The sequence below is a fragment of the Pseudomonas sp. LJDD11 genome, assembly GCF_024584215.1.
Taxonomy (GTDB): domain Bacteria; phylum Pseudomonadota; class Gammaproteobacteria; order Pseudomonadales; family Pseudomonadaceae; genus Aquipseudomonas.
The window spans coordinates 311,440-337,192 of the sequence record NZ_JANJFL010000001.1 but is presented as its reverse complement, the minus strand read 5'-3'; the positions used below and the strand labels follow the sequence as shown (position 1 = coordinate 337,192).

Genomic DNA, 25,753 nt, shown 5'->3' with positions numbered 1-25,753 from the left:
CCGCTCGGGGCACCGTTGTACAGGGCTCGCCAGTGACGATCAGGGTGTGTAGCGCAACGCTTGCACCAGAGCCGCGAACGCTGGCGAGGCCTGCCTTCGATTCGGGTAATACAGGTGGAACCCCTGAAATGTCGGGCACCACTGCGGCAGCACTTCGATGAGTCGGCCATCGGCAAGGTAAGGCGCGACCAGCTCTTGCGGGACATAGCCGATGCCGATTCCATCCAGAGCTGCATTGAGTACGTGAACAATGCTGTTGAACACCAGCGGTCCTTCGCCCTTGACTGTGAAGGGCTTGCCGTCTCGCTCGAACTCCCAGGCGTAGATCGATCCGGACGGCCGGTGACGAATATTGATGCAGGTGTGCTTCATCAAGTCGTAGGGCGTGGCCGGCGCGGGGTTACGTTCGAAGTAAGCCGGCGTGGCGACCAGCGACAGTCGCCAGTCTGGCCCGATGCGCACCGCAATCATGTCCTTGCTGATGGACTCCCCGAGGCGAATGCCAGCATCAAAACGTTCTTCCACCACATTGGTGAAGCCATAGTCGACGAACAATTCCAGTACGATGTCCGGGTATTGCTCAGTGAACCGCTTGAGCTTCGACCTCACGCACAACTCAATCGAATCGTCCGTACAGGTGATACGGATGGTCCCGCGCGGCGTCTCGCGCAAATCGTTCAACGCCTCAACCTCGGCAGCGATCTGCTCGAACAACGGTGCGACGGAACGCATCAACCTGTCACCGGCTTCGGTCGTCGAGACATTGCGCGTCGTACGCGACAACAGCCGCACGCCCAGCCGCTCTTCAAGCCCCCGCAACGTGTGGCTGAGCGCCGAAGGCGTGACACCCAGTTTGACCGCTGCTTTGGTAAAGCTCTGATCGCGGGCAACGGCCACGAAGGCTTGTAGATCGTTGATTTTGTGCCGGCTCATTCTTGAATTTTTCTCAGTAACTCATAAAAACCATACCTACTAATCATGCCAATGCCGATACGTCAACATGGCCTTGAACGATCAGCCGTGGCCTCAGCCGGCGGCTGAATACTTTTCGGCAAGCCATTTCGTGAATAACGGTTACGAGTGACGTCAATGAAAAACCCAAGCATCGAGCCGGTCCACGAGGACCTGTCCGCCCCACAGGCACCGGCACACTGGAGCGGCGTATGGGCCATGACCCTGTGCGTCTTTGCGCTGATCGCCTCAGAGTTCATGCCCGTGAGCCTGCTGACGCCCATCGCGACCGAACTGGGCGTCAGCGAGGGCCTGGCCGGTTATGGCATCGCCATTTCCGGCACCTTTGCGGTGCTGACCAGCCTGTCCATCTCATGGATCGCTGGCGCCATGAACCGCAAGACGCTGTTGCTGCTGCTGACCGCACTGATGTGTGTGTCAGGACTGGTGGTGGCGCTGGCCAGCAACTACATCATGTACATGGTCGGGCGCGCCCTGATCGGCGTGGTGATTGGCGGCTTCTGGTCGATGTCGGCAGCTGTCGCCATGCGTCTGGTGCCTGCCGAAAACGTGCCCCGTGCCTTGGCGATCTTCAACAGCGGCAATGCCCTGGCGACCATCGTCGCCGCCCCTCTGGGCAGCTATCTGGGCGGTATCATCGGTTGGCGCGGTGCGTTTTTCTGCCTTGTTCCGGTCGGGCTGATCGCCCTGATCTGGCAATGGATCAGCCTGCCAGCGATGCAGGCTGCGCCTCGGGCGAGAGGATCGGCCAATGTATTCACGCTGCTGGGCAATCCACTGGTGGCGCTGGGCATGCTCGCGGTGGGCCTGTTCTTTATGGGCCAGTTCGAACTGTTCACCTACATTCGTCCGTTCCTGGAAACCGTGCCCCGCGTTGATGTACCCACCTTGTCGACGATGTTGCTGGCACTGGGTATCGCCGGCTTCATAGGCACCCTGCTCATCGGTTCATTCATCAAACAAGGCCTGTATCGAACCCTGATCGTCATCCCTTTGCTGATGGCTGGACTGGGCATTGGCCTGGTGGCATTCGGGAATTCGGTTGCGATGGTCTTCGTGCTGCTCGCCTTATGGGGCCTGGTCGCCACCGCCGCGCCGGTGGGCTGGTGGTCATGGCTGGCTCAATCGGTACCGTTTGATGCCGAAGCAGGCGGCGGGCTGATGGTGGCGGTGATCCAGCTCTCTATTGCTCTGGGTTCCACGCTGGGGGGTGTGCTGTTCGATACCCAAGGCTATCAAACCACCTTCGTTGCCGCAGCCATTGTGCTGATTGCTTCGGCTGCCCTGACGTTGGCCACCGCCCGCATCAACGCCTCCCGAAATCCGCTACGCGACCAGATACCTGATTGCCCATAACACCGCCATCCCGACCGCCAGGGTCAGCACCGTACTGCGGGTCTTCCAGGCCACCAGCGCAGCGATGACGGCGGCCGGGATTTGCGGGTTGCTGATATCGATGCTGCTCTGGCCTGGCGGGTAGACCACCGCTGGCAACGCCAGCGCGGCCATGACACTGGCGGGCACGTACAGCAGTGCCCGCGTGAACAGCGCCGGAACCTGCCAGCGGCCTTGCAGCTCGATGAAACACAGGCGGATGGCAAAGGTGCCGATACCGACGCCAGCAAACATCAACCACATGGTCAGCTCGCTCATTGAGCCTCCTCGGTCGCAGGCGCTGCGCTCTTGCCCGACGCATTGGTCAACCGCTCGATCCACAGCCCGGCCACGATGCCGCCCAACGAGGCGACGATCAGCCCCAGGTTATACGGCAACCTCACCAGCCACACCGCCAGCAGGCCACCAACCACCGCCGCGCCCAGGCTCGGTTTGCTGCGAATGCCGGGCACCAGCAGGGCCAGGAATGACAACGGGATGGCAAAACCCAGCGACCAGTTTTCCGGAATGCTCGCGCCGACATACACCCCTGCTACCACCGAGAGCATCCAGGCCAGCCACATGGCGACTGCGGTGCCAGCGTAGAACGGAAACAGATAGGGCCCCAGTTCACCGGAAAAAGCCTTCAGGCTGCACAGCGCAAAAGACTGGTCAGACAGCAGGTAAGCCGACGGCCAGGACCAGCGCCGCGGCAAATGCTGCAGGTGCGGTGCAAAGGTGGCGCCATACATGATGAAGCGCAGGTTAATGATCCACGCGGTGACCACGATGGCGATCGGCACCACCCCGGTGTGCATCAGTTGCAGCACTGCCATCTGTGCGGAACCGGAATAGAACATCGCGGCCATGCCCAGAGTGGTCGCCGGTGACAATCCCATATTGATCGCGGTCACGCCCGTCACCAGGCCAAAGGGAATCACCCCCGGCGTCAGTGGTAGCAGTACGCGCACCCCGTGCATGAAGGCATGTCTGGCCGAGGGGTAAGGCATCGGGTTTTCCTTTTTATGTGGGCACAGTCACCCGCACCGGGTTATCGCGGCAGTTATAAGGCTGAACGTGAAATAGGCTGCAGGGCACCCTGTGCTGGGCGTGGTGCGTTAGAGTGTAGGGCCCGGCGGCTGGCCGGCGGAATCGACTTTTTATGCAGATAAACAGGTAGTTTTTGTTATGCGCGAAGGCTCTCAGACTGATCTGGCATTGCTGAAAATGCCCTCGTTCAAGGCCATGCGTTCGTTTGTCGCCGCCGCCCGGTATCGCAGTTTTACCCGCGCCGCCGATGCCCTGTGTGTGACCCAGGCGGCGATCAGTCGGCAGATTCGTGACCTGGAACTGCACCTGGGCACTGACTTGTTCGTACGCAGCGGCCGGGATCTGCGCCTGACCCCTGCCGGCACGTTGCTGTTTGATTCGGCGCAGCTCTCGCTGCTCAATATCTTCCACACCACCGAGCGGATTCGTCGCCAGACCAGTGATAAAGACACCCTGACGCTGTGTTGCACCCATGCATTTTCATCGATGTTTCTGGCACACCGGCTCACGGATTTCCTCGCCAGCAATAACGACGTCGGCCTGAACGTCATCACCACCGAACGCTTCCAGGATATCGAGCCTGGGATCGAACCCGATGTTTTCGTCACCCAGGCGCTGGATGAGCGGCCGGGCTATCTGCGCGTGCCGCTGTTTCATGTCGTCGTTTACCCGGTCTGCAGCCCGGCCTACCTTGAAGCTCAACCGCAATTACCGACCTTGCAAGGCATGCGTGACAGTGCGTTGCTGGACCTTGACCCTTATGGCCGTTCACAGCTGACCGAGCAGTTCGACTGGAACGCCTGGTTTGCCTGGTTCGCGCAGGACCTGGCGGGTGCTGCGACGCCTCGGCCAGCGGCGTTCAGCAGCAATGACTACAACCTGCTGATCCAGATGGCTCTGAACGGCCAGGGGATTGCGCTGGGCTGGGATCACCTGGTCAAACCGCTGATTGCACAGGGCCGCCTGGTCCGTCCGGTGAGCGAGCAAGTGGTGTTGCGCGATGAAGTCCACTATCTGGTGATCAACGAAAACAAAGCCCAGGTGCCGGCCTGTCAGCGGCTGACTGAGTGGTTGCTCGAACAATTCAAATGAGCGCGGTCATCCTCACCGGTTTCAGCCCACTCGTAACCATAGCCCGGTAGCGTCATCGCTGGCCTTGAAACGCGGATAGCGCAGGCAAGCCGCGTCTTGGCGTTCAATGTCGCGCAGTTGCCGGGCCAGAGGCGCCAGCCCGTGCTGCAGAACCTGAGCGACGAAGCCGGCAGGGTCATAAGCCTGGTAGGTATCGAACAATGCCGCGAAGCCGTCGCTGAGCAGCAGCAGGTCGTCGCCCTGCGCCACCGGCACCCGTACATATTCAGTGTTGATCCGGGCATGCCCGGCATCGATACCCAGCACCGCCTTGGGCCGTTCGCGGGCCGCACGGCGGTCGGCCAGGACTTCGGGACTGCGCACCGCTGCGGCTCCGGTGCCCGGCCCCAGTGCTGCGGCCTCGGCGCGCTCGCGCTCGCGGTCGGGTTGCGGGGTCAGAAAGGCGATACCCGCGGCGCTGCGGTGCAGCACGATGCAGTCGGCCATGAAGCCACACACCAGCGAGTCGCCCTCGATGGCCACGGCGGCAAACGCTGCACGCGGCAGTTCCCAGCCGGCCAGCGGCTCGCGCCGCCGCTCACCTTCATAGGCGCCCGCCACGGTGTCGAACACCTGGGCGCAGATGTCGGTTAACGAGCCATTCGCCGCTGCGAACGCCCGATGCGCAGTACCCGCCAGCCAGGCGGCCCCGCCGCGCGCGCCCAGCAACCCGGCAGGACCAAGGTCGGTGGCACCGTCGATGACCCAGGCATGGCGCTCGGCGCTGCCGGCGCGGTCATCATTGGCGACGTTCAGCCTGCCAGCCAGGCTGATGGATTCGATCAGGTCCAGATGCATCGGGATGGGTCTCCGGAAAAACAAGGCGCGAGTCTAGACCACGCGATGGCCGGGATGTTCGAGGCGCTAGCCCTTCATCAAGTCATTCATGGCCTTGAACGCGATCGCGTCGCGGGCGAAGTTGAAGGTGCCTTGCTCTCTGACTTCTTGGGCCGCACGCAGCAGGCCGCCCAGCGCGGCTCTGGCAAAGGAGCTGCCCAGACTGATGCGGCGTACCCCCACCTCGGCCAACTGCGCCACGCTGTAGGCGGCGCCAGACAGGCCCATCACGACATTGACCGGTTTATTGACTGACTCGCAGAGGGTTTTGATCGATTGCAGATCAGGCAGGCACGGTGCATACAGCACATCGGCGCCGGCCTTTTCGAAGGCCTGTAGCCGGCGAATGGTGTCGTCCAGGTTCTGGATGCCGAAGCTGTAGTTCTCGGCGCGGGCCACCAGGGTGAACGGGAATGCCAATGCCCTGGCGGCTTCGGCGGCGGCGCTGATGCGCTCTACCGCGTGGTTGAAGTCGTACACGGTTTGGCCCTTGCGCCCTGCGCCGTCTTCGATCGAGCCGCCCACCAGTCCGGCCTCGGCCGCCAGGCCGATGGTGCGCGCGACCGCGTCGGGCGAGTCAGCGAAGCCGTTTTCAAGGTCGGCGCTGACCGGCAGTTCAGTGGCCTGCACAATGGCCTTGGCGTTTTCCAGAATCTGCTCGCGCGACAACAAGCCCTCGGTATCGCGCACGCCCAGGCTGAAGGCAAGACCGGCGCTGCTGGTCGCCAGCGCCTCAAAGCCCAGCGAGGCCAGCAACCGTGCGCTGCCGGCGTCCCAGGGGTTGGCCAGAATCAGCGGCTCATTACGCTCGTGCAACCCCTTGAACACCTGGGCTTTGGTTGATTGACACATGTTTGCCTCCTCCATTGATGAGCCGTCCCAGGGCGCAGGATAGCGCAGTGCCCAGCCGCGCTGGCTGACACTACGGCACTGATCGCCTTGGCGGTGGTCGAAACCGGGTTATTTGTTCCTGATCTGCCAACAGATCGGCCAGGCACCCCGGAGAATTTCGTGTCCAAACAGTCCAAAACACTCCTGTCCTTGTTGCTCGCCGTCAGCGTTCTGAGTGGCTGCGCACACTCTTCTAACGCGCCAAACGCCAGCGCGTTGCCAAGCAGCGATAAACATGCGCTTGTCGGAATCTGGGCCATGCAGCCGTTGAACAACGGCATCGCCAACGTCACCGAATTCCGGGCTGACGGCAAAGCGCTGCTGTATCCGTTCAACTGCAGTGACAGGCAGGCGCAGCAGCCCGAGGTGTCCACTTACACGGTGGCGGACAACGGCCAGTCGATTCATATCGCATCTGCGCAAGAAAGCTTTGACCTTAAAGTTCTGGCCTTCGCCCCCAAGGCCATGCAGCTCGCCATGCAGGTTGCCGATCAGCAGTTGACGTTCGATTACGTCAAGGTCGACAAGGTCGCGCCACTGTGCGCGCTGCCGTCCGGGGCCGCCGCCGAACAGGCGCGTCAGTCGCCCTACCAGGCCAGCGACTTTGTCGCCGCGCCGCAGTTGCCGGCGCACCCACGCATGGAGCGCTACCTGGGCACGTGGGCAATCGGCGATGTCGTGGAGCTGGAGATCCGCCGTGACCCGCAAGGCAAGGCTTATCTGTATCACGCCAGCAACACCAACTGGCACTACCTGTACAACGATGTGCGCTGGATCGGCGATGCCCTGCATTTTCAGAGCTACAGCTACTCGGACAAACCCGAGCTGTTCAGCCACCCCAGCCACAAGTCACCGACCCAGGTGATTCTGCAGCCAACGCCTGACGGCAAGCTGCGTTACCTGTTGACGATCGAAGGGCGGGTGTTCGAAGAGACGCTGACCCGGACCAAGTGAGCAACCGATGAGCCGGCCGGCCATGCTGGCGGGCATGGCCGGCCACACGATCCACAGCCGGCAGCTGGCTAAACTGGCTGTTACCGAATGTGTAATAGCGCCCATTGGGCTGAACTAAAGCAGCGCCCCGACGATCCATTCCCATGCCCGACGCTATCGAGCCCCGCCCTGGAATGTGAACGATAAGGAGCGCCACCCGTGACCGTACCCGACCATCCCCCGTACCACGCAACCCCCGGCCCGCTTCACGGCATCCTGCTGGGCGGCAGCGTTGCGCTGTTTCTCGGCGCCTTGCTCAACGATATCGCCTATTACAACACCACGCAGATCCAGTGGAGCAATTTCGCCGCCTGGCTGATTGCCGGTGGCTTGCTGTTCGCAGGTCTTGCCGGCCTGTTTGCCATTACCAACCTGCTACGCGCCCCGCACAAGGGCGGCCGACCGCTGGCTTACCTGCTGGTGCTGCTGGCCACCTGGCTGCTGGGCCTGCTCAATGCCTTCGAACACGCCAAGGATGCCTGGGCGGTCATGCCGACCGGGCTGGTACTGTCCGTGATTGTCACCCTGCTGGCCGTGGTATCGGCCTGGATTGCCTTCAGTAACCTGCGCACGGAGGTAGCACGATGAAACCGATGCCTGTCCTGACTATTCTCGGCATGACCGTGCTGCTCAGTGCCTGTGGCGGCGAAGCTGACAGCACCCAGGCCCGCGGCCCGGACCCGAAGCTGCCGGAGCCGCAGCGCGGCCTGCTGCCGAGCATGAAAATCGCCGAGCCAGCCGAATGGGGCAGCGAGAAGCCCACGGTGCCGGAAGGCTTCAGCATCACCGCGATTGCCACGGACCTGAAGATTCCGCGCCAGACGCTGGTACTGCCCAACGGCGATATCCTGATCGCCGAGGGCCGTGGCGGCAACGCCGCCAAACTCAAGCCCAAAGACGTGATCGCCGGCTACATCAAGGCCCAGGGCAATACCAAGGTCAAAGGCGGCAACCGGTTGACCCTGCTGCGCGATGCCGACGGTGACGGCCAGTTTGAGGTGCAGACGGTGTTTGCCGACAACCTCAACGCGCCCTACGGCCTGGCCTTTGCCGATGGCAAGCTGTACGTCGCCAACCAGGACGCGCTGGTGCGTTTCGACTATCAGGATGGCCAGACCAAAGCCAGCGGGGCGCCGGTCAAGCTCACTGACCTGCCCTCGGCGATCAACCATCACTGGACCAAAGCGATGACCATCAGCCCTGACGGGCGCTATCTGTACGTGGGCATCGGCTCGAACAGCAACGTGACCGAGCGCGGCATGGAAGTGGAGATCGACCGCGCCATGGTCTGGCAGATCGATGCTGAAACCGGCGCGCACAAACCCTACGCCACCGGCCTGCGCAACCCCACAGCCCTGGCCGTCCAGCCAGGCACCGGTAAACTCTGGACGGTGGTCAATGAGCGCGACGAACTTGGCCCGGACCTGGTTCCCGACTACCTGACCTCGGTACAGCAAGGCGGTTTCTACGGCTGGCCATGGAGCTACTGGGGCCAGAACGTCGACACCCGCGCCCAGCCACAGAACCCGGAAAAAGTCGCTGCGGCGATCAAACCCGACTACAGCCTGGGCTCACACGTCGCCGCGCTGGGCCTGGATTTTTCCATTGCAGCGATGGGCGAACGCTTTGCCAACGGCGTGTTCGTGGGCGAGCACGGCAGTTGGAACCGCGACAACCCGGTGGGCTACAAAGTGATCTTCGTGCCATTCAAGGACGGTCGTCCGGCCGGTGAACCGATAGACTTTGCCACCGGTTTCCGGGGTAACGACGGCAAAACCCGCGGCCGCCCGGTAGGTGTAACGGTAGACCCGCGCGGCGCACTGATCATTGCCGATGACCTGGCCAATACCGTGTGGCGGGTGACGCGTAATCAGTAGGGCCGACCGGGCTGCGATCCACTTTAGCCGCAATACTGTCCACTTAGACCGGTGGGAGCAGCCGGCCGGCGCTCCGGTTGCTGTGGTCCGGCATCCCGGCGAAGGCAGCGGTACATTCGCAGCAGATGCTGTGACTTTACTGGCCTCTTCGCGAGCAGAGCTCGCTCCCACCGGGGGCATACAGTACCTAAGTGACCAGTATTGGCTTTAGCCGCAATACTGTTCAGATAAGCACTGCATGCCTTTGTGGGAGCGACCTTGGTCTGAGCGGCACTCCGACGAAGAGGCTGGTAAAGCCACAGCAACTGCTGCGAACGCGCTGCCGTCTTCGCGAGCAAGCTCGCTCCTACAACTGACACGCCTCGGGCCTACGGACACAATGGCACCTCTTGCATGGATCGGCTGGCACCCAGCCTGCCCGCTTCGCGCTCCGAAACCCAGGATCGCAAGGTCAGGCGCATCTGCCCGAGCAATATTTCCCGCACCCGCTGCATGCGCTCAGAATCGACGCTGTCCCACTCCATGATGCCCAGCATCTGGCGACGCAGGGTACGCATGGCCATGCTCTGACTGTTGAGCGCAAACGCGCGCATCCGGGTGCGCTCGTCGTCAACCGGCAAGCCGGTCAGACGCCCCACCAAACCAGTGGTGACGGCGTTCAGAGGCGCGTACAGCTTTTTGTGCATGATTGCATCGGTGTCGAACATGCCCAAGCCGACCACCTCTCTGGCCATGAACAGATACCAGGCTTCAGCTTGCGGGCTGTCCTGGACAAAGCCGATAAAGCCGCCCAACAGTTGCAGATAAGCCTCGATCAACTGCCCGTCACTGCTGGCACGATTGTGCAGTACAGCTTCGGCATGCTGCACCGCCCCTGCAAGCTGCTCGCGAATCTTCGTGATGATGTCCTCGATACAGGCGTGATACAGCCCTTCCTTGTTGTCGAAGTAATACTTCAGGGCCGGCGCATTGAGCCCGGCCTCACTGGCGATATCGCGGGTGGAGGCGCCTTCGAAGCCACGTTCGCCAAACAGCCGCAAGCCGGTTTCGATCAATCGGGCGCGAGTGTCCGTACCGCGTTGATAGCCGCCTCCAGCAGTGCTTTTGTGTCGGGGCATGAGCAATCCTTGTCTGAAAACCTCTTGGAAACATATCGACTGATATGAATGTGCTTGCCGATCATCCTGTCGACCGACCCAGCGCTTGGACTGCCTCGATTGCGCAAAGGTCCATCTGCGGCAAGCCCGGTCGACCGATCCGGCCGCAGAGCCCGATACTATGCGCGAATCATTACACCTCAGGCATGCTACAGGTCACTTCGACCTGCAGCAGTCGGCAAGTCTGACCGGCCTTCAACGGCTGCTGGCATTGCAGCGCGGGTTCCTTTTAGCAAGCCGGGCATGAATCAGTGCAGCTGCGCTTCAACCGCACTGACGTTCTTTCTCTGCAGCAAAATCCTCATCATGCGCCGCGCCCAGTGGGTTCCGGCGGCACGCCAGCGCAGCAACGAAAGCCCCAGCGCCAGCAGGTAGATCTGCGGCAACAGGTACAGGGCGTTGGTCACGGCGTGCAGAGTACCCTGGCGGTTGAACGCGAACTTCAGCCAGCGCCAGTCCGGCCACATTTCGGCCGTCGGATACAAGGCCATGAATACTGCCAGCCACAGCATGCCAGGCACGCCCAGCGTCAGAATGCGCGCCCAGCGCCCCGCCGCCCAGGCCCATAACCGCGGGAACAACAGCGGCAGGCTAAAGCGGTTGAACACGATTGCAGCGCCGAACCACAGCAGCATCCCCACGCCCAATCCCTGATTGGCGGCCTGCAACAGTTGCATGTAGACCCGCTTGCCGACTGTTTGCGGCTCACCGAGCAGCGCCAGGATCCCCAGCTTGCCGGTGCCGGGCTCCGGCAGGCCAGTGAGATAGAAGCTCATCACCAGATACACAACAAACAGCACCGCCGTCAGCGGCAGCGACAGGCCCAGCACGGCAGCAGGCCGCAAGCGGTGGCGGGTGGCGACGATGTGCCGGAAGGTCTCGGCACGCTTGTGCAGAAACTCCAGCCCATCCTCCGGATCAATGATGCCTTGCAGCACCGGGGTGGTCTGGTCGATAGGCCGCTGTTGCTCGTTCTCGGCAATCAACTGGCGGGCGATCTTCGAACTGGAGGCCCGGTGGATGGCCTGGATGTCCGTCGTGTCCTGCATCGAGGCCAGCAGTTTCTTGAAATTGCCATTGAGCACGCCGTCGAGGTACAGCGGGATCGGCGGCAGCCCCACAAAGCGGCAGGTCCCGGTGCTGCCCTCATGGGACACCTCGGCCTCGGCGGCCGGTACGTGACCGGTCGCGGTGTATAGCCGTGGGTCCGGGTGATCCGCCTGGGCCTGGTCGACGACAAACACTGCCGCGTTGTTGGGGCCATTGACCGACTCGCCAATCACCGGCTCCAGCCAGTCGGCGCTGAGGTTGCGCCAAGCGTAATGGACCTGCAGATCGACATGCACCTCCAGGCGGTACTCGTGAATCAGTTCACCGGCCCCCTCGCACGGCGCGCAGCGCACCTGGCCCTGGTCGCACGCCGTGCAGCGCACCACGCCACGGGCATTGCAGTCCGGGCATGGCGTGGTGCGCTGGCCGTGGCATTTGTGGCAGCGATCGGCAGGCAGCAGCCCGCCCTGACAACTGCAACGGTGATTGCCGTACTGGCCGGTCCCGCCACAGTAACCACAGCGACGCCGCTCGGGCTCATGGCCGGTGCCGGAGCAATAGTGGCAATGCAGATGACAGCCGCCCCGGCAACGAGCGCAACGCACTTCGGCATGCCCGGCGCAGGCGCTGCAGTGCACCACGCCGTGGCCGTTGCAGTCAGTGCACTGCTCACGGGTGCAGAAACGCTCGGCATCGACCGTCAACAGGACTTGGCCTGGCCTGCGGTAGTGGTCGACGTCGTTGCTCAGATGCTGGTAGATCAGCGGCCGGAAATGGCCCGGGTTAGCCAGCAACCGTTCACGCCGGGCCTGCAGCACCTGGTCCAGATAATCACGGTTGCAGTGTTCGCCCGTCAGTTGCCGAACCCGCCGCGAGGCCACTTGGCAACTGAGGGTCGAGGTGACGGTGTAGGTGACATCGGCCCTGTGTGGCCGGACCGCTGCGACCGTGAAAGGGGCCGCTGGCGCGACCCCGAAAGCATCCTGCGCCCTGGCGCGCAGCGCTGCGGCAATGGCATTGTCCGTGATGACCTGCATATTCATCCTTGATCCCGGTTGACGGCCGCACACCTTCGGTACGCAATCCGGACGCTTTGTCACTTGGGCGTAGAAAAAATTCCCCGCAAGAGTGCCGACTGCTTCACATAACTGCCGGTCAGCCAGGCTTGCGCTCGCTCTGTTCAGCGTTCAGTGCCGCCAGCGCGACCCGGCCTGCGGCCAGATCCCAGGCACCGGTTCCGACACTCTTGAACACCGCCGGGCGGGTAACGGCTTGCGGGCTGCGCAACGCCGCAGCCAATGAAATGACGGCTGACCAGTCGACCCCCGCGCGCAGCAAATCACCTGCCTCGACATGCGCCCCTGCCGGCTCATCAACATAGATCGCACTGCCATCGAGCGTGAGCTTGCCGATTTCGGCCATTTCCGGCTTGAACGCCCCTACGCCAATGACCAACCGGCCAGCGCGGGCCACCTGGTTGTAGATCGGCTCCAGGCTGGTGGTCAGCGTAATCACGACCTGCACCTGGTCCGGTACATCGGCCGGGCAAGGCTCAAGGTTGGCGCCCTCACTGCAGAAGGCCAGGACCTGTCGGGCGTCACGCCCTTTAACCCGGATTCGCGCATCGGGATATACGGCATTGAGGGCTTGAACGTGATAGCGCGCCTGCACACCGGTGCCGTACAGCAGAATATCGGTGGGCGGATCAGGCAACAGGGTACGGATCGCCAACAGGCTGACTGCCGCCGTGCGCCGCCCGGTGACCTCCGGGCCGTCGAGCAGGCAGCGGATACGCCCGGTCGCGGCGTCACACACACTCACCGTGCCATGAATCGACGGCAGTTGCTGCTGCGCGTTATTGGGGTGCACATTAACCAGTTTGTGAATACCGATATCGGCCGCCGTGGCCGGCATGCTCAGCATCACCCCGCTGCCCATCGGCACCACCAGACGTTCGGGGCTGAGAATCTGACCGGCCTCCAGCTGCTGCGCAGCCTGCGCGATGGCCTGGACCAATGCCGGGAAGGCCAGCAGTTGCGCCGTGCGCTCGCGGTCACAAACGATGACCGCGTTGCCATCGTCAGTTGCAGTTGCCGGGTTGCTCATCGAAATCCTCGTCGTCTGTGCCAATGGGGTGCCGATTACCGAAACCGGCCTTCAGGGTGCCAGCCACTCCTTGCGCCAGCCCCGCGCCAGCCGGCTGAACCGGGCGCGCTGATGGTAGCTGCCGGAAAGATCCAGCCACTCTACCCGGTCCACACTCACCGTCACGATACAGAAATGCTCGTCGCTGTCAGACTCTGGCTCTTCGCTCCAGGCTTCGGCGGGATCGTCCAGCACCGTGCCCGGCGGGCAAAAACGATTGAACAACTGTTTGCTCTGCGGCTTGAGGGTGTTCCAGATTTCGCGTTTGCGTTGCGGGTCAAACTGCACGCTGGCCCGGCCTTCCAGACGCAATTGCACATTGCGCTGGCCGTCGAAGGCCGATAACGCCACGAACGGATTGCGTAACAGCTCCTGGAATTTGTTCGAGCGGCGATCAATCCAGAACACCAGGGTTGCATTTTGACCGTCGGCTTCACGCAAGATGATGCTGCGCGAGCGGGGGCAGCCATCCACCCCCAGGGTCGCCAGTTGCAACAGCCGAAACGGCTGAGCACCCGCCTCCATGGGGGTGCTCAGTTCGCCCCAGATGCGATGTAGCAGGTCATAGAGCATCCATGGCCTCCACTGCGGGGGGTGGGCAGCCGCCACCCCGAGAAATTCAAATGCTGCGCATCAGCCCGCCATCCACCCGCAGGCTTTGTGCGGTGATATAGGCTGCACCCTCACTGGCCAGAAATGCAACGGTTGCGGCCACTTCTTCGCTTTTGCCGTAGCGTTGAAGGGGGACAGCGTCACGGCGTTCGTCGGTTTGCGGCAGGCTGTCGATCCAGCCCGGCAACACGTTGTTGATGCGAATATTGTCTTTGGCGTAAGTGTCGGCAAACAGCTTGGTGAACGCCGCAAGCCCTGCGCGCGCCACCGCCGATGTCGGGAACATCAACGCCGGCTCATCGACCCAGGCCGTGGAGATATTGATGATCGCGCCGTTGTGCTGTTGCTGCATGATCGGCGTCACCAGGCGAATGGCCCGCACGGCGTTGAGCAGATACACATCGACCCCCTTGTGCCAGTCCTCGTCGCTGATTTCCAGCAGCGGCGCGCGTGGGCCGTGGCCAGCGCTGTTAACCAGCACATCGATACGCCCCCACTGCTGCATCACCCGATCCACCAGGCGCTGCATGTCGGCGCTGGACTGGTTGCTGCCGGTCACGCCAACCCCGCCCAGCTCTTGCGCCAGCGCCTCGCCCTTGCCGGACGACGAGAGAATGCCGACCTTGAAACCATCGGCCGCCAGACGTCTGGCCGATGCCGCTCCCATACCGCTGCCGCCGGCCATTATGATTGCCACTTTCTGTTCAGTCATGCTGTCGCTCTCCGGATACTCATCAAACTCTGAGCGTCAGCCTAGCACCGCGCCTTGCCGGCAGAGAGTCAGCAGAACACGCACAAGCCGATAGTTTATCTACTGCCTTATCGCCCTGGCCTGCTCGCGCAACCAGGCCAGTACGGTCAGCAAGGTAGCGGGCTCACGCGCATGGCGCGGCCAGACCAGATAGAAACCGGTGTCCATCGGCAGGCTCTGTTCGAGCACCTGCACCAGCCGCCCGGCCTCCAGATCATCCTGAATGAACGCCCGGGTCACCAATGCCAGGCCCTGCCCGGCCAGCGCAGCATCCACTGCCAGCGAAGTGCTATTGAAGCGCAGGTTCTTCGCCGCGCCTTGCAGCGGCTGGGCAAACACATGGGCAATAAACTGCGGCCACAGGTTATGGCCGTCGTGCAGCCACAGGTAACGCTGCAACTGCGCCAGGTCTGCCGGCTGGCCCAGTTTGTCGAGCAACGCCGGGCTGCCGACCACGATAATGCTCTGTGCCACCAGCAATTCGGTATTGAGCCCTGGCCCGAACGGTGGGCGTCCGTAACGCACCGCCACATCGACGCCATCAGTGTGAAAGCGCGACAACCGCTCGGTGGCCAGCACCCGCAGGTCGATATCCGGATACGCTTCGGTAAACAACGCAATGCGCGGGATCAGCCAGCGCGAAGCAAAGCTCGGTGGCACGCTGACGGTGAGGTGGGCGGTGTCCGGGCGCAGCGCGTGCGTGGCTTCGACAATCAGTTCCAGGGCGCGGCGAATACTGGCGCCATAGCGCAGTCCGCCATCGGTCAACGCCAGGCCACGCGGCAACCGGTCGAACAGTTTCACACCCAGGCTGGTTTCCAGACCACGAATCTGCTGCGCCACCGCCGCCTGGGTTACCCCCAGCTCATCGGCAGCCAGACGAAAATTCAAGTGCCGCGCCGCCACTTCGAAGGCACGCAGGGCATTGAGCGACGGTAGCGAGGGCAAAGCATCCGACATGGTAGAAAAACGTTCTGCAGGGCGACTGCTGACACGCTACCACAACAGCCCGCCAGCGGAGTCTCTGGCCTTTGATTACATCGGCATAGCCAAAGGCTTACACGCGCTGGCGAATAATTGCTATTTGCCTGCCAGCGTGATGAGCCTATATTTGGATCCAACCACTGGCGAACAGGATGCTCGCCAGGATCAGGGAGGATCGACCGTGAAAGGATACTGCCGACAAGGAGTTGGAATGGTCTGGGACAAAAAACCCGCTTCGGCGGGTTTTTTATTGCCCGCAGAAAAGTGCCTGAAACAATCTGGCACTCCACCGCCATCGTTAATTATTCCACCTGACGCAATAAAGAACTGCCCACAACGCCTATTCCGCTAAAAACCCCGGTATTCCACACTGACCACACGGCTCGGGACTCTCCCCGCCCCGCTCACTCAGGAACCGGACCATGAAAATCTATCACCACCCGCTGTCAGGCCATGCGCACCGCGCCGTATTGTTCGCCGCGCTGCTGGGCGTGCCCCACGAACTGGTCGAGGTCGATATCAAGGCTGGCGGCCTGCAGCATCCCGACTTCCTCGCCTTGAACCCGTTCGGCCAGATCCCGGTGCTGGTGGATGGCGAACGGGTGATTGCCGACTCCAATGCCATTCTGGTTTATCTCGCCAAGAAGGCCGGGCGCAGCGACTGGCTGCCGGAAGATGCGCTGGGCGCGGCGCGGGTGCAGCGCTGGCTGTCGGTGGCCGCCGGCGAGCTGGCCTACGGACCCTGTGCAGCGCGGCTGATCACGGTGTTTGGCGCCGCCTTCAATACCGAAGAGGTCATCAACCGCGCCCATGTGTTGCTCAAGCGCCTGGAACAGCATCTGGCGACCCGCGACTGGCTGGCCGCCGAGCATCCGACCATTGCTGACGTTGCGATCTACAGTTATCTGGCCGGCGCACCGGAAGGCAACGTCGACCTGTCGGGCTACCCCGCCGTTGGTCGTCTGTTGCAGCGTATCGAAGCGTTGCCGGGCTTCGTGCCATTCACGCAAAGCCCGATCGGGCTGCGCGCCAACGTTTGACCCTGCCTGCTGCGCCTATCGGAGACGCGATCATGACCACCACACCCACCTTGCCGACCTGGCACGCGGGCGAAAAACTCATCCAGCAGCAGCTGGGTGTCGCTGAACGCATGGAAGAAGTGGGACGTCGTGTGGTGCGCGACTTCATGCCGGACCAGCATCGCGCCTTCTATGCGCAGTTGCCCTTCGTGGTGCTGGGCAGCGTGGATGCTCAGGGCAATGCCTGGGCCACGATGCTGGAAGGTCAGCCGGGCTTCATGGGCTCGCCGTCCGCCAGCACACTGAACATCGCCGCACAACCCGCCGCCGCCGACCCGGCCGGCCAGGGCATGACCGACGGCGCAGCGGTGGGCCTGCTGGGCATTGAGCTGCACACGCGGCGGCGCAACCGGCTCAATGGCGTGCTCGGCACCACTGCTGCGGGCTTTCAGCTGACGGTCGGCCAGAGCTTTGGTAACTGCCCGCGCTACATCCAGCTGCGCGATTTCAGCTTTGACCGTGATCCGGCAGCCGCCGATAGCGCTCAGGCCCAGCGGCTGACCGAACTGAACGTGGCGGCGCGCGCATTGATCGAGAATGCCGATACTTTTTTTGTCGCCTCCTACGCCGACCAGGACGGTCAACGCCAGGTCGATGTCTCGCACCGGGGTGGCAAGCCAGGCTTCGTGCACCTGGACGCTGACGGCACACTGACCATCCCGGACTTCAACGGCAACCTGTTTTTCTCCACCCTCGGCAACCTGTTGCTCAACCGCCAGGCCGGGCTGTTGTTCGTCGACTTTGCCAGCGGTGATGTGTTGCAAATGACCGGCGAGGCCGAGGTGATCTTCGACTCACCCCGGATTGCGGCGTTTCAGGGCGCCGAGCGGTTATGGACCTTTCGCCCCCGGCAGATCGTGCGCAGGGCCGCGGGCCTGGCGCTGCGCTGGAGGTTGCAGGATGACGCCTGGGCTGAGAGTTCGTTGCTGACCGGCGATTGGCAACAGACCGAACAACGCCTGCGCGCCGCCGAATACGCGACCCGCTGGCGAGCGCTGCGGGTGACGCGGGTGACTGACGAGAGCGCGTCGATCCGCTCGTTCGAGTTGCAACCGCTGGACGGTGGCGGGCTGTTGCCGCACCTGGCCGGCCAGTACCTGCCGATCCGGGTGCAGATACCGGGCACTGACGCACCGTTGATCCGCACCTATACCCTGTCGGTCGCGCCGTCGGACGGCCATTATCGGATCAGCGTCAAGCGCGATGGCCGGGTGTCGGGCTACCTGCATGATCATCTGCGCGAGGGCGACACCCTTGAAGCCCGCGCACCGGCTGGCGACTTCACGCTTGATCCAGCCAGCGAACAACCGCTGGTGCTGCTGGCCGCCGGGGTCGGTATCACGCCGATGCTGGCCATGCTCCGCCACCTGGTCTATGACGGGCTGCGTCGCCAGCGATTGCGCCCGGTCACGCTGCTCTATGCGGCGCGCAGCAAACACGATCGCGCCTTTGACCGCGAGCTGGCCGAATTGACCCACGCCGCGAAAGGCTCGGTAAAGCTGATCCGGGTGCTGAGCGATACCGGTGCTGCCCAAGCCGGCATCGACTATGAAGCCCATGGACGCATCGACATGGCGCTGCTCAGCCAGGTGTTGCCGTTCGGCGATTACCAGTTCTACCTGTGCGGCCCTGCCGGCTTTAGCCAGGCGCTGTATGACGGGCTGCGCGGCTATGGCATCGAGGATGAGCGCATCCATGCCGAAGCGTTCGGCCCCGGCTCGCTGCAGCGCAGCACACAGCAGTCTGCCAACGTCCCTGCCCGGCTGCCGCCTGCAACCACGCCGGTCAAGGTGATGTTCATGAACTCACAAAAAGAAGCGCGCTGGCAGCCCGACTCCGGGACCTTGCTGGAGTTGGCCGAGGCACGTGGCCTGGCACCCGAGTTCAGTTGCCGTGAGGGGCATTGCGGGACCTGCCGCACCCGTGTGCTCAAGGGCGATGTCACGTACCTCAAGGAGCCTCAAGCAACACTCAAGGACGATGAAGTACTGATCTGCTGTGCGGTTCCGGCAGATCAACACACCCCCATCCAGCTTGCGCTATGACCTGTTCCATCCCATCAGGAGTTCAACCATGTCCCGTCCACCGCTGCCACCGTTCAACGAACAGACCGCCATCGAGAAAGTCCGCCTGGCCGAAGATGGCTGGAACAGCCGCGACGCCGCCAAGGTCGCGCAGGCCTATACCCTCGACACCCGCTGGCGCAACCGCGTCGAGTTCGTCAGCAACCGCAGCGACGCCGAAGCCTTTCTGACCCGCAAGTGGAATCGCGAGCTGGAGTACCGGCTGATCAAGGAACTCTGGGCCTTCAGCGGCAACCGCATCGCGGTGCGCTATGCCTATGAGTACCGCGACGACAGCGGCCAATGGTTCCGCGCCTACGGCAACGAAAACTGGGAATTTGCCGAAGACGGTCTGATGCGCGAGCGCCATGCGAGCATCAACGAACAACCGATCAGCGAAGCCGAACGCAAATTCCGCTGGCCACTGGGACGCCGCCCGGACGATCATCAAGGTTTGAGCAGCTTTGGTTTCTGAGCCTGCTCGCCCCCCTGAGCTGCGATAAGGAAGACCGATGGACCGTTGGCAAGCGATGCGCGTTTTTGTCAAAGTGGCGGAAACTCAAAGCTTCGCCGAGGCCGCCCGCCTGGTGCACATGAGTGCACCGGCGGTGACCCGCAGTGTTGCGGCGCTGGAAGAACTGATTGGCGCCCGGTTGTTCGTGCGCACCACCCGCTCGGTGAAAACCACCGAAGCGGGCCAGCGCTACCTGGACGATTGCCGCAGGATTCTCAGCGAGATTGCCGAAGCCGAGGCATCGGCCGCCGGGCACTACGCCGAACCTTCCGGCACCCTGGCGATCACTGCACCGGTGATGTTCGGCCAGATGCACGTGTTGCCCATCGTGACCGCCTACCTCGATACCTATCCCGGTATGCGCGCCAGAACCTTCTTCATCGACCGCCCGGTCAACATCGTCGATGAGGGCATGGACGTGGCGATCCGCATCGGCCACTTGCCCGATTCAGGCTTCACCGCGATCCAGGTCGGCACCATGCGCCGGGTCATCTGCGCATCGCCCGCTTATCTGCAGCGCCACGGCACCCCGCTGACGCCTGCCGATCTGAAGGAGCACCGAATCGTCGTCTCCGACAGTGCCTGGTCGTCACCGGAATGGCGCTTCGCATCCGCACAGCGTCTGCTAGTCACGCCCGCCTTGCAATGCAACACCAACGAAGCAGCGATTGCCACGGCCAGGGCCGGCTGGGGCCTGACCAAGATCCTGCACTACCAGATCGGCCCGGCGCTGCGCGAAGGCAGCCTGGAGATCGTGCTGAGCGACTTCGAAGAACCGCCAGTGCCGGTCTATGTCCTTTACGCACAAGGCCGCCACGCACCGGCCAAGGTGCGGGCGTTCGTGGACATGGCGGTGGCGCAGTTGCGAGGTCATCCACTGTTCAACTGACTCTGCCAGGATCGCAAGACCGTGGCTGACAAACGGATAGCCAAAGGCTTACACGCGGCAGAGAACAATTGCCATTTGCTCCGCCCGACGACAAGCCTATATTTGGATCCAACCACTGGTGAACAGGGAGCTCACCAGGATCAAGGACGATCGACCGTGAAAGGATACTGCCGACAGGGAGTTGGAATGGTCTGGGACAAAAAACCCGCTTCGGCGGGTTTTTTATTGCCTGCATGATGGCGCGCAAGGCCATCCAAAAGGATCATCGGGCGCTGCGAGCAATAGGCTCGTCCGTCCGAATTGAAGTTGCCGGCCAGCCGATGTCCTCTAATGAGAGCCAGCAAGAAACGTGCTCATGTCCTGCGTCCCTTGTGCGATGTTCAGTCACGGCCTGCTAACTCTTCAGCAACTCAGACAGTGTTTTTAAATCACTGCATGTTTATCGATGTACGAAATTTCATACACATCGCTCAAAAAGCCCCTACATCACAGCGCGTCTCGCCCCCCTTTGCAGCGGCGTCGCTACTCAAAAAAATCGAACGTGCAGCACACCGCTGCCCAATGGAGGAAAACCACATACTTTCTATCCGGGAGGGTACGTCATGAACTACAGTGCATTCGCAGCGACCTCTCTGCCGTCTTTTGTGATTACCCGTGCGTTCCCTTTGCTCGGTATTTCCACACTTTTCTCGCTGATTGCTTATACCGCCCCCGACGCGCTGGCGATCGTTTCTTACACGATTGCATTTTTTTCTATTATTGCTGCGACGATACCGGTGCTGCTATCCACAGTCAGCAACACCGTAGCAAGGATCAAAATAGACGCTGAAAAAATGGATGAGTTTTTCTCAGGCGGTTTTACCCTTTCGCTGGCGTTGGGCTTCATCGCTTGTTTGCTGTGCACCATTGCCTTGGCGATCGTTCTTCAGCTGCCGAGCGCCGAGATTCTAGGCAGTGCAACCCTGGTAAATCTATCGATCATTTATATTCCGGCCGCCACGCTTCTGCCAATCAACATCTTCTTACAGTCATTTTCCGAGGCGACCGGCAAAGCTCAACAATCGGCCAAATTGAAAACCCTGATCACGATAACCGGCATCATTTATCTGACCGCATCATTTTCTTGCTGCCCGCCAGAGCATTTTAAATACTACGCACTCGCTTACTTTCCGGTTATAGAAACGCTGTCACTCATCAGCTTTTTGAGCATCAACAAGGGCTATCGTCGCTTTTCAGTAAGCAACGCAGCCTGTGTGGCCTCTCCATTACTAAAAAAAGGGGCGGCCATTGCCGGAGGAATGATCGGGCAAAAAATATATTTCTTTCTAGTCGTGGAGCGGCTTGCAGCTACAAACTTAAGCCTCAACAAAGAGCTATCCGTCACGATGAGCATCATCACTCTGCTGACCATCCCGTCTCTGGCATTCAGTCAGGTGCATAGCATTTACACAAGCTCAGAGCTTTCAAAGAAAAAAAGCAACTACCGTCACGGACTGATCTGGACCGCCGCGCTTAGCACGACAATCACAGTCATAATCATTTTTACCGGCGAAAAAATCTTCAGCCTCTACAGTAACAACTCCGTCATCTATGATAAAAGCCTTGCATGGAGCCTCATAACCTTCACGAGCTGCAGCGCTTTCCTGGCACTTGCAACAGGACACTTAAGAGCATTGAACCGCACCACCGCTCCACAATTAATAATCAACGCTCTTATGCTGGGAATGTTCATACCCATCGTCTACGCCATTAACTGGGATGATGAAAAAATAACATTACTTCTTCACCTACAGGCCTCAACGCTGGCACTGGCTTTTTTCATCCTGCACAGCCGAATCATTTCATTACAGAAGGCTAAACCTGTCATTGCTCCAGTTCGCCCCCCTCAACGGACAGTCCCGTGATGCTCCCAACCATCCAGGCAAGAAGGCATTGACTGGCGTGTTTTCATTAATTGCCCTGACGCCTCTCCCGCCCGAATCCACGGGGCGAGAAAGACGCAAGGTGATAGTGCAATGTCAGAGGTACTTCAACCAGGCAATATCCCGGCGTCGCGCCTTGAGCGTCGCGAACCAGCGCACCGCCGGGAACAGCGCCACGGCCAGCAGCACTGAGGCCAGCCACACCGCGCCCATGCCGTCGAAACCGAAGTACTTGCCCTGATTGGTGCCCCATAGTGCCACGGCCATCAGGTAGAGGACTTTCAGCACGTACAGGTGCAGCAGGTAGAAGAACATGGGTGCCGCGCCAAAGATCACCAACGGCTTGAGCCAGGCGCGCTGCTGCCAGCGTTCGAAGGCGATCAGGATCAGCAGACCGATGCCCAGGGTCAGGCTGATGAACAATAGCGACGGCGGGTATTTGGTGATGTTGAAGAAGCTCATCAGCGTCTGCACGCCGGTTTCGCCAACGCTCCAGGGTTTCTCGCCATAACCGTTGAGCAGACGCAGCAGGACAAACAACGTCAGCAGGCCCAGGCCTGAGAACAGCAGCTTGCTACGCCGGCTGGCGGCGTCTGCCTGGCTGGCAAACCACGGGCCGGCGGCGTAGCCCAGCGCGATAACGCCAATCCACGGCAACACCGGATACGAGGTCCGCAGGCGCAGGTCTTGGGCGACTTCGATCCAGCCACGGTCATGCAGGATTGCCCACGGTACATGCAGGGCCGACTCGATACCGAAGTGCAGGCCGTCGAGCAGGTTGTGACCCGCGACGATCAGCACCCCGAGGCCGATCAGCGCGGCACGCGGCAGGTAGACCAGCGCTGACAGGGCAATCATGCTCAGGCCGATGGCCCAGATCACCTGCAGGTAGATGACCGAAAACGGGAACTGGAAGGTCCAGGCGAAGTTGACCAGGGTGAACTCCAGCACCACCAGAAACAGACCGCGCTTGAACAGAAACGCCGACACATCACCGCGCCCGCTGTATTTTTCACCAAACAGAAACGCCGACAAGCCGGTCAGAAACACAAACAACGGCGCACACAGGTGCGCCAGAGTACGGCTGAAGAACAGCTCCGGAGCGGTGTTGGCGACGTCCATCGGGTCGCCGACCTGGCGATGCAGAAAGAAGGTTTCGCGCACGTGGTCCAGAAGCATGAAGAGAATGATCAACCCGCGCAGGGCGTCGATCGAGCGCAGTCTTGAAGCTGGCTTGGGGGCAACAACGGTGGTCATGAAGCGGTGATGTCCGTGGTAAGGGGTGGTGTGTGATGCCGTGTGGTTTACCCAGGAGCAGCCGGGCGGCGTGAAGTTCTCGCGGCTCAAGCCGCAGCTACAAATGATCGCGCTGATGCCGCTCGCGCAGCTCCTGGCGCTCTTTGGCCTCAATGCACAAACTGGCCGTGGGACGCAGCAGCAGGCGTTTCAGACCGATCGGTTCGCCGGTCTCGGCGCACCAGCCGAACTCGCCACGCACAAGCCGCTCCAGTGCCTCGTCTATCTTGTCGAGCAGTTTCTTCTCGCGTTCCAGCACCCGCAGTTGCCACTGGCGCTGCTCTTCGGCGGCGCCAATGTCGGCCAGGTCGCTGGCGGGTTGGTATTCTCGCAGGTCGATGAACTCGCTGGAAATCCGTGTTTGCAGTTCAGTGCGCTGGCTCATCAGCAGCTCACGAAAGAACGCCTGTTGAGTGCCATCCATGTAGCGCTCGGCCGGCTGGGCCAGCAGTTCCTGTTCAGTCATGGCAATGCCCCTGAGTCATCAGAATTCGTTTTGCAGCGCCTTGTAGCCGCGCACCAGGTCGATATTGGTCCGCGCGACGTCCTCCGAGAACTCCGAGGCCGAGACACTGACCGGCGGAAATTGACGGAGGTCGGTGGCCGGGCCGATCCGCGTGGTGGACGGCACGTAGAAGCTGGCCGGCAGGTCGCGGCCATCGACCACCGAGTTGTGGCGCACCACACTGCCGTCGCCGACCTTGCAGTTAAACAGCACGCTGTTGAAGCCAATGAACACCCGGTCGCCGACTTCACAGGGGCCGTGAACAATCGAGCGATGGGCGATGGAGCTGTATTGGCCGATGGTCACCGCCGCCCCGGACTTGGAGTGGATCACCACGCCGTCCTGAATATTGGAATTGGCACCGATGACGATCGGCTCCATATCGCCACTGGCATCCACCTCGTCGGCGCGGATGACCGCGTAAGGGCCGACGAACACGTTGTCCTGGATGATGACCTTGCCGCAGATGATCGCGGTCTTGTCGATGTAGGCTGACTCGGCAATGACCGGCAGGTGGCCGGACGGGTTCTTGCGGATCACGCGGTTATCCTCAGGTCAGGTAGTTGGAGGTCTGGGCCACCGCATCGTGGGGATGCAGGCTTTCCAGGTGGCGCACGCTGACGCTGGAGGCGGCAAAGCGCCCTTCCAGGGCCTGCTGGATCTTGCGCGCGGCGTCTTCGACGTACATCAGGTTCTGCCCGTTGAGGCGCGCAAAGGCCTGCTCGTCGGCCCGTTTGACCGCGGTCTGCACCGGGGTACCGAGGGCACGCTCGGTGGTGTCGATCAGTTCCATCAGGCGCAGGCCGTCAGCCTGCTCGGGAATACGCACCTGCACCCGCGCCACACTGCGCTGGCTGTGCGGGGTGGCGTGGGAGCCGTTCTCGCGCAGCCATACCGCCACCTCGCCCGGGTCCAGCGCGGCCTGGCCGGCAAAGCGGGTGCGAAACGCCTCTTCGAGCAACTGCCGCGACAGCGCAGCCGAGCACGGGCAGGTCGATGAATAGCTCACCTCTACGGTCACGTCCAATTGCAGACGGCCTTTGCTCCAGACCGCTTCGAGCGTGGCCGGATAGGACTTCCAGCCGCTCAGACCCGCTGTCACCAGCGCCGGGCGACGGCACAGCAGGCTGAAGGCCAGACGCAACCGGGCGCGGCTGGAGCGACAGTCGGCATGACTCTCGACCATCGCTTCGAGCAGCGCGTACACGCTTTGCACCGTCAGGGTCTGATGCTCGGCGAAGCCATCGAGCAAGCGATACAAGCGCGACATGTGAATGCCTTTGACGCTCGGATCGGCAAGCTCGACCTGCACGTCGGCACTGGCATGCAGTGGGTACTTCTGGCCGGGTTCATCCAGGCGCAGGGGCAGTTCGATGCCCTGCATGCCGACCCAGTCCAGAGGCATCAGAGCGGCGGAGATTTCAGTGAGGGCTACGTCGGGAAGGGAGCTGGTCATGATGGCGTACGTCTCGTTCAGGCCAGAGTTTACTCGGGCATCGGCCTGGGCCTGGCAAATTTGAAACAATATAACATCAAATTTAACAACCAAGTCACGCACTATCTTTTTCGCCTTTTCCTGCTCTCGTTCGCAAACGACCGGGTTAGACAGGTGCGCTGCGAATCACAGCCCGGCATACTGCCCGCCCTCAGTGCCTGAAACT

General features: G+C 61.7%; 26 protein-coding genes. 11 read left to right on the top strand and 15 right to left on the bottom strand.

Annotation, left to right across the window (positions count from 1 at the left end):
• Nucleotides 1-39: 39 nt before the first annotated feature.
• Nucleotides 40-933 carry a LysR family transcriptional regulator gene (locus NRB16_RS01565; RefSeq protein ID WP_253111665.1) on the bottom strand — a complete coding sequence of 298 codons (894 nt, stop codon included), beginning with the start codon at nt 931-933 and terminating at the stop codon, nt 40-42.
• Between the two features lie 156 nt (nt 934-1,089).
• Here NRB16_RS01565 and NRB16_RS01560 point away from each other — a divergent pair, with 156 nt between their 5' ends.
• The gene (locus NRB16_RS01560; RefSeq protein ID WP_257105292.1) at nt 1,090-2,328 is read left to right on the top strand and encodes an MFS transporter; all 1,239 of its coding nucleotides are present in this window, start codon (nt 1,090-1,092) and stop codon (nt 2,326-2,328) included.
• Here NRB16_RS01560 and NRB16_RS01555 read toward each other — a convergent pair.
• Nucleotides 2,299-2,625, bottom strand: a complete 327-nt coding sequence (locus tag NRB16_RS01555; RefSeq protein ID WP_257105291.1) for an AzlD domain-containing protein — start codon at nt 2,623-2,625, stop codon at nt 2,299-2,301. The genes NRB16_RS01560 and NRB16_RS01555 overlap by 30 nt on opposite strands.
• Nucleotides 2,622-3,356, bottom strand: coding sequence for an AzlC family ABC transporter permease (locus NRB16_RS01550; RefSeq protein WP_257105290.1), 735 nt, complete (start codon nt 3,354-3,356; stop codon nt 2,622-2,624). The genes NRB16_RS01555 and NRB16_RS01550 overlap by 4 nt, the downstream gene beginning before the upstream one ends.
• A 178-nt stretch (nt 3,357-3,534) precedes the next feature.
• Here NRB16_RS01550 and NRB16_RS01545 point away from each other — a divergent pair, with 178 nt between their 5' ends.
• Entirely contained in the window at nt 3,535-4,488 is a 954-nt protein-coding gene (locus NRB16_RS01545; RefSeq protein ID WP_045492539.1) for a LysR substrate-binding domain-containing protein, read from the top strand.
• 21 nt (nt 4,489-4,509) lie between these two features.
• Here the strand turns inward: NRB16_RS01545 and NRB16_RS01540 are convergent, their stop codons facing one another.
• The gene (locus NRB16_RS01540) at nt 4,510-5,325 is read right to left on the bottom strand and encodes a protein phosphatase 2C domain-containing protein (RefSeq protein WP_045492542.1); all 816 of its coding nucleotides are present in this window, start codon (nt 5,323-5,325) and stop codon (nt 4,510-4,512) included.
• Nucleotides 5,326-5,391: 66 nt separating this feature from the next.
• Nucleotides 5,392-6,216, bottom strand: coding sequence for an oxaloacetate decarboxylase (locus NRB16_RS01535; RefSeq protein ID WP_045492545.1), 825 nt, complete (start codon nt 6,214-6,216; stop codon nt 5,392-5,394).
• A 297-nt stretch (nt 6,217-6,513) separates the two neighbouring features.
• Here NRB16_RS01535 and NRB16_RS01530 point away from each other — a divergent pair, with 297 nt between their 5' ends.
• The 3 genes from NRB16_RS01530 (at nt 6,514) to NRB16_RS01520 (ending at nt 9,125) form a co-directional block, all read left to right on the top strand.
• Complete coding sequence (locus NRB16_RS01530) at nt 6,514-7,209, top strand: hypothetical protein (protein WP_257105289.1); 696 nt, start codon at nt 6,514-6,516, stop codon at nt 7,207-7,209.
• 198 nt (nt 7,210-7,407) lie between these two features.
• On the top strand, nt 7,408-7,836 hold the full coding sequence (locus NRB16_RS01525; protein WP_045492549.1) for a DUF2231 domain-containing protein: 429 nt from the start codon (nt 7,408-7,410) through the stop codon (nt 7,834-7,836).
• Nucleotides 7,833-9,125, top strand: coding sequence for a sorbosone dehydrogenase family protein (locus tag NRB16_RS01520; protein WP_253111651.1), 1,293 nt, complete (start codon nt 7,833-7,835; stop codon nt 9,123-9,125). Before NRB16_RS01525 ends, NRB16_RS01520 begins: the two co-directional genes overlap by 4 nt.
• Before the next feature lie 368 nt (nt 9,126-9,493).
• On the opposite strand, the gene NRB16_RS01515 is transcribed toward NRB16_RS01520, so the two are convergent.
• The 6 genes from NRB16_RS01515 to NRB16_RS01490 form a co-directional block, all read right to left on the bottom strand.
• Nucleotides 9,494-10,243 carry a CerR family C-terminal domain-containing protein gene (locus NRB16_RS01515; protein ID WP_253111649.1) on the bottom strand — a complete coding sequence of 250 codons (750 nt, stop codon included), beginning with the start codon at nt 10,241-10,243 and terminating at the stop codon, nt 9,494-9,496.
• Nucleotides 10,244-10,530: 287 nt separating this feature from the next.
• A complete protein-coding gene (locus NRB16_RS01510) occupies nt 10,531-12,369 on the bottom strand; it encodes a hypothetical protein (protein ID WP_257105288.1) in 1,839 nt (612 codons plus the stop codon).
• Nucleotides 12,370-12,487: 118 nt separating this feature from the next.
• The gene (gene lhpI, locus NRB16_RS01505; protein WP_257105287.1) at nt 12,488-13,438 is read right to left on the bottom strand and encodes a bifunctional Delta(1)-pyrroline-2-carboxylate/Delta(1)-piperideine-2-carboxylate reductase; all 951 of its coding nucleotides are present in this window, start codon (nt 13,436-13,438) and stop codon (nt 12,488-12,490) included.
• Nucleotides 13,439-13,489: 51 nt separating this feature from the next.
• On the bottom strand, nt 13,490-14,050 hold the full coding sequence (locus NRB16_RS01500) for a pyridoxamine 5'-phosphate oxidase family protein (protein WP_052483541.1): 561 nt from the start codon (nt 14,048-14,050) through the stop codon (nt 13,490-13,492).
• A 46-nt stretch (nt 14,051-14,096) separates the two neighbouring features.
• Entirely contained in the window at nt 14,097-14,801 is a 705-nt protein-coding gene (locus tag NRB16_RS01495) for an SDR family oxidoreductase (protein ID WP_045492563.1), read from the bottom strand.
• A 99-nt stretch (nt 14,802-14,900) separates the two neighbouring features.
• Nucleotides 14,901-15,800 carry a LysR substrate-binding domain-containing protein gene (locus NRB16_RS01490; protein WP_257105286.1) on the bottom strand — a complete coding sequence of 300 codons (900 nt, stop codon included), beginning with the start codon at nt 15,798-15,800 and terminating at the stop codon, nt 14,901-14,903.
• Here NRB16_RS01490 and NRB16_RS01485 point away from each other — a divergent pair.
• From NRB16_RS01485 to NRB16_RS01460, 6 genes are all read left to right on the top strand, one after another.
• Complete coding sequence (locus NRB16_RS01485; RefSeq protein WP_257105285.1) at nt 15,799-16,176, top strand: hypothetical protein; 378 nt, start codon at nt 15,799-15,801, stop codon at nt 16,174-16,176. The genes NRB16_RS01490 and NRB16_RS01485 overlap by 2 nt on opposite strands.
• 70 nt (nt 16,177-16,246) lie before the next feature.
• On the top strand, nt 16,247-16,864 hold the full coding sequence (locus tag NRB16_RS01480) for a glutathione S-transferase family protein (protein WP_045492569.1): 618 nt from the start codon (nt 16,247-16,249) through the stop codon (nt 16,862-16,864).
• Between the two features lie 32 nt (nt 16,865-16,896).
• Nucleotides 16,897-18,948: a pyridoxamine 5'-phosphate oxidase family protein gene (locus tag NRB16_RS01475; RefSeq protein ID WP_257105284.1), complete on the top strand. Its 2,052-nt coding sequence runs from the start codon at nt 16,897-16,899 to the stop codon at nt 18,946-18,948.
• 28 nt (nt 18,949-18,976) lie between these two features.
• Complete coding sequence (locus NRB16_RS01470; RefSeq protein ID WP_045492576.1) at nt 18,977-19,441, top strand: DUF1348 family protein; 465 nt, start codon at nt 18,977-18,979, stop codon at nt 19,439-19,441.
• 37 nt (nt 19,442-19,478) lie between these two features.
• Nucleotides 19,479-20,369 carry a LysR family transcriptional regulator gene (locus NRB16_RS01465; RefSeq protein ID WP_257105283.1) on the top strand — a complete coding sequence of 297 codons (891 nt, stop codon included), beginning with the start codon at nt 19,479-19,481 and terminating at the stop codon, nt 20,367-20,369.
• Nucleotides 20,370-20,971: 602 nt separating this feature from the next.
• Nucleotides 20,972-22,273 (top strand): hypothetical protein, encoded by a 1,302-nt coding sequence (locus NRB16_RS01460; protein WP_257105282.1) that lies wholly within the window; start codon nt 20,972-20,974, stop codon nt 22,271-22,273.
• A 114-nt stretch (nt 22,274-22,387) separates the two neighbouring features.
• Here NRB16_RS01460 and NRB16_RS01455 read toward each other — a convergent pair whose 3' ends face one another.
• The 4 genes from NRB16_RS01455 to folE2 form a co-directional block, all read right to left on the bottom strand.
• Nucleotides 22,388-23,548: a DUF1624 domain-containing protein gene (locus tag NRB16_RS01455; RefSeq protein ID WP_253111620.1), complete on the bottom strand. Its 1,161-nt coding sequence runs from the start codon at nt 23,546-23,548 to the stop codon at nt 22,388-22,390.
• 97 nt (nt 23,549-23,645) lie between these two features.
• Nucleotides 23,646-24,053: an RNA polymerase-binding protein DksA gene (dksA, locus tag NRB16_RS01450; protein WP_045492589.1), complete on the bottom strand. Its 408-nt coding sequence runs from the start codon at nt 24,051-24,053 to the stop codon at nt 23,646-23,648.
• 18 nt (nt 24,054-24,071) lie between these two features.
• Nucleotides 24,072-24,632, bottom strand: coding sequence for a carbonate dehydratase (locus NRB16_RS01445; RefSeq protein ID WP_257105281.1), 561 nt, complete (start codon nt 24,630-24,632; stop codon nt 24,072-24,074).
• A 10-nt stretch (nt 24,633-24,642) separates the two neighbouring features.
• Entirely contained in the window at nt 24,643-25,548 is a 906-nt protein-coding gene (gene folE2 / locus NRB16_RS01440) for a GTP cyclohydrolase FolE2 (protein ID WP_257105280.1), read from the bottom strand.
• Between the last annotated feature and the right edge of the window lie 205 nt (nt 25,549-25,753).

Excerpts from the sequence above, each read along its gene's own strand:
- NRB16_RS01510 (WP_257105288.1), bottom strand. The coding sequence starts at position 12,369 with ATGCAGGTCATCACGGACAATGCCATTGCCGCAGCGCTGCGCGCCAGG.
- NRB16_RS01540 (WP_045492542.1), bottom strand. The coding sequence starts at position 5,325 with ATGCATCTGGACCTGATCGAATCCATCAGCCTGGCTGGCAGGCTGAAC.
- NRB16_RS01455 (WP_253111620.1), bottom strand. The coding sequence starts at position 23,548 with ATGACCACCGTTGTTGCCCCCAAGCCAGCTTCAAGACTGCGCTCGATC.
- NRB16_RS01490 (WP_257105286.1), bottom strand. The coding sequence starts at position 15,800 with ATGTCGGATGCTTTGCCCTCGCTACCGTCGCTCAATGCCCTGCGTGCC.
- NRB16_RS01550 (WP_257105290.1), bottom strand. The coding sequence starts at position 3,356 with ATGCCTTACCCCTCGGCCAGACATGCCTTCATGCACGGGGTGCGCGTA.
- NRB16_RS01515 (WP_253111649.1), bottom strand. The coding sequence starts at position 10,243 with ATGCCCCGACACAAAAGCACTGCTGGAGGCGGCTATCAACGCGGTACG.
- NRB16_RS01545 (WP_045492539.1), top strand. The coding sequence starts at position 3,535 with ATGCGCGAAGGCTCTCAGACTGATCTGGCATTGCTGAAAATGCCCTCG.
- NRB16_RS01555 (WP_257105291.1), bottom strand. The coding sequence starts at position 2,625 with ATGAGCGAGCTGACCATGTGGTTGATGTTTGCTGGCGTCGGTATCGGC.
- NRB16_RS01530 (WP_257105289.1), top strand. The coding sequence starts at position 6,514 with ATGCAGCCGTTGAACAACGGCATCGCCAACGTCACCGAATTCCGGGCT.
- NRB16_RS01475 (WP_257105284.1), top strand. The coding sequence starts at position 16,897 with ATGACCACCACACCCACCTTGCCGACCTGGCACGCGGGCGAAAAACTC.
- NRB16_RS01520 (WP_253111651.1), top strand. The coding sequence starts at position 7,833 with ATGAAACCGATGCCTGTCCTGACTATTCTCGGCATGACCGTGCTGCTC.
- NRB16_RS01500 (WP_052483541.1), bottom strand. The coding sequence starts at position 14,050 with ATGCTCTATGACCTGCTACATCGCATCTGGGGCGAACTGAGCACCCCC.
- NRB16_RS01465 (WP_257105283.1), top strand. The coding sequence starts at position 19,479 with ATGGACCGTTGGCAAGCGATGCGCGTTTTTGTCAAAGTGGCGGAAACT.
- dksA (WP_045492589.1), bottom strand. The coding sequence starts at position 24,053 with ATGACTGAACAGGAACTGCTGGCCCAGCCGGCCGAGCGCTACATGGAT.
- NRB16_RS01480 (WP_045492569.1), top strand. The coding sequence starts at position 16,247 with ATGAAAATCTATCACCACCCGCTGTCAGGCCATGCGCACCGCGCCGTA.
- NRB16_RS01535 (WP_045492545.1), bottom strand. The coding sequence starts at position 6,216 with ATGTGTCAATCAACCAAAGCCCAGGTGTTCAAGGGGTTGCACGAGCGT.
- NRB16_RS01565 (WP_253111665.1), bottom strand. The coding sequence starts at position 933 with ATGAGCCGGCACAAAATCAACGATCTACAAGCCTTCGTGGCCGTTGCC.
- NRB16_RS01460 (WP_257105282.1), top strand. The coding sequence starts at position 20,972 with ATGAACTACAGTGCATTCGCAGCGACCTCTCTGCCGTCTTTTGTGATT.
- folE2 (WP_257105280.1), bottom strand. The coding sequence starts at position 25,548 with ATGACCAGCTCCCTTCCCGACGTAGCCCTCACTGAAATCTCCGCCGCT.
- lhpI (WP_257105287.1), bottom strand. The coding sequence starts at position 13,438 with ATGAGCAACCCGGCAACTGCAACTGACGATGGCAACGCGGTCATCGTT.
- NRB16_RS01485 (WP_257105285.1), top strand. The coding sequence starts at position 15,799 with ATGGTAGAAAAACGTTCTGCAGGGCGACTGCTGACACGCTACCACAAC.
- NRB16_RS01560 (WP_257105292.1), top strand. The coding sequence starts at position 1,090 with ATGAAAAACCCAAGCATCGAGCCGGTCCACGAGGACCTGTCCGCCCCA.
- NRB16_RS01495 (WP_045492563.1), bottom strand. The coding sequence starts at position 14,801 with ATGACTGAACAGAAAGTGGCAATCATAATGGCCGGCGGCAGCGGTATG.
- NRB16_RS01470 (WP_045492576.1), top strand. The coding sequence starts at position 18,977 with ATGTCCCGTCCACCGCTGCCACCGTTCAACGAACAGACCGCCATCGAG.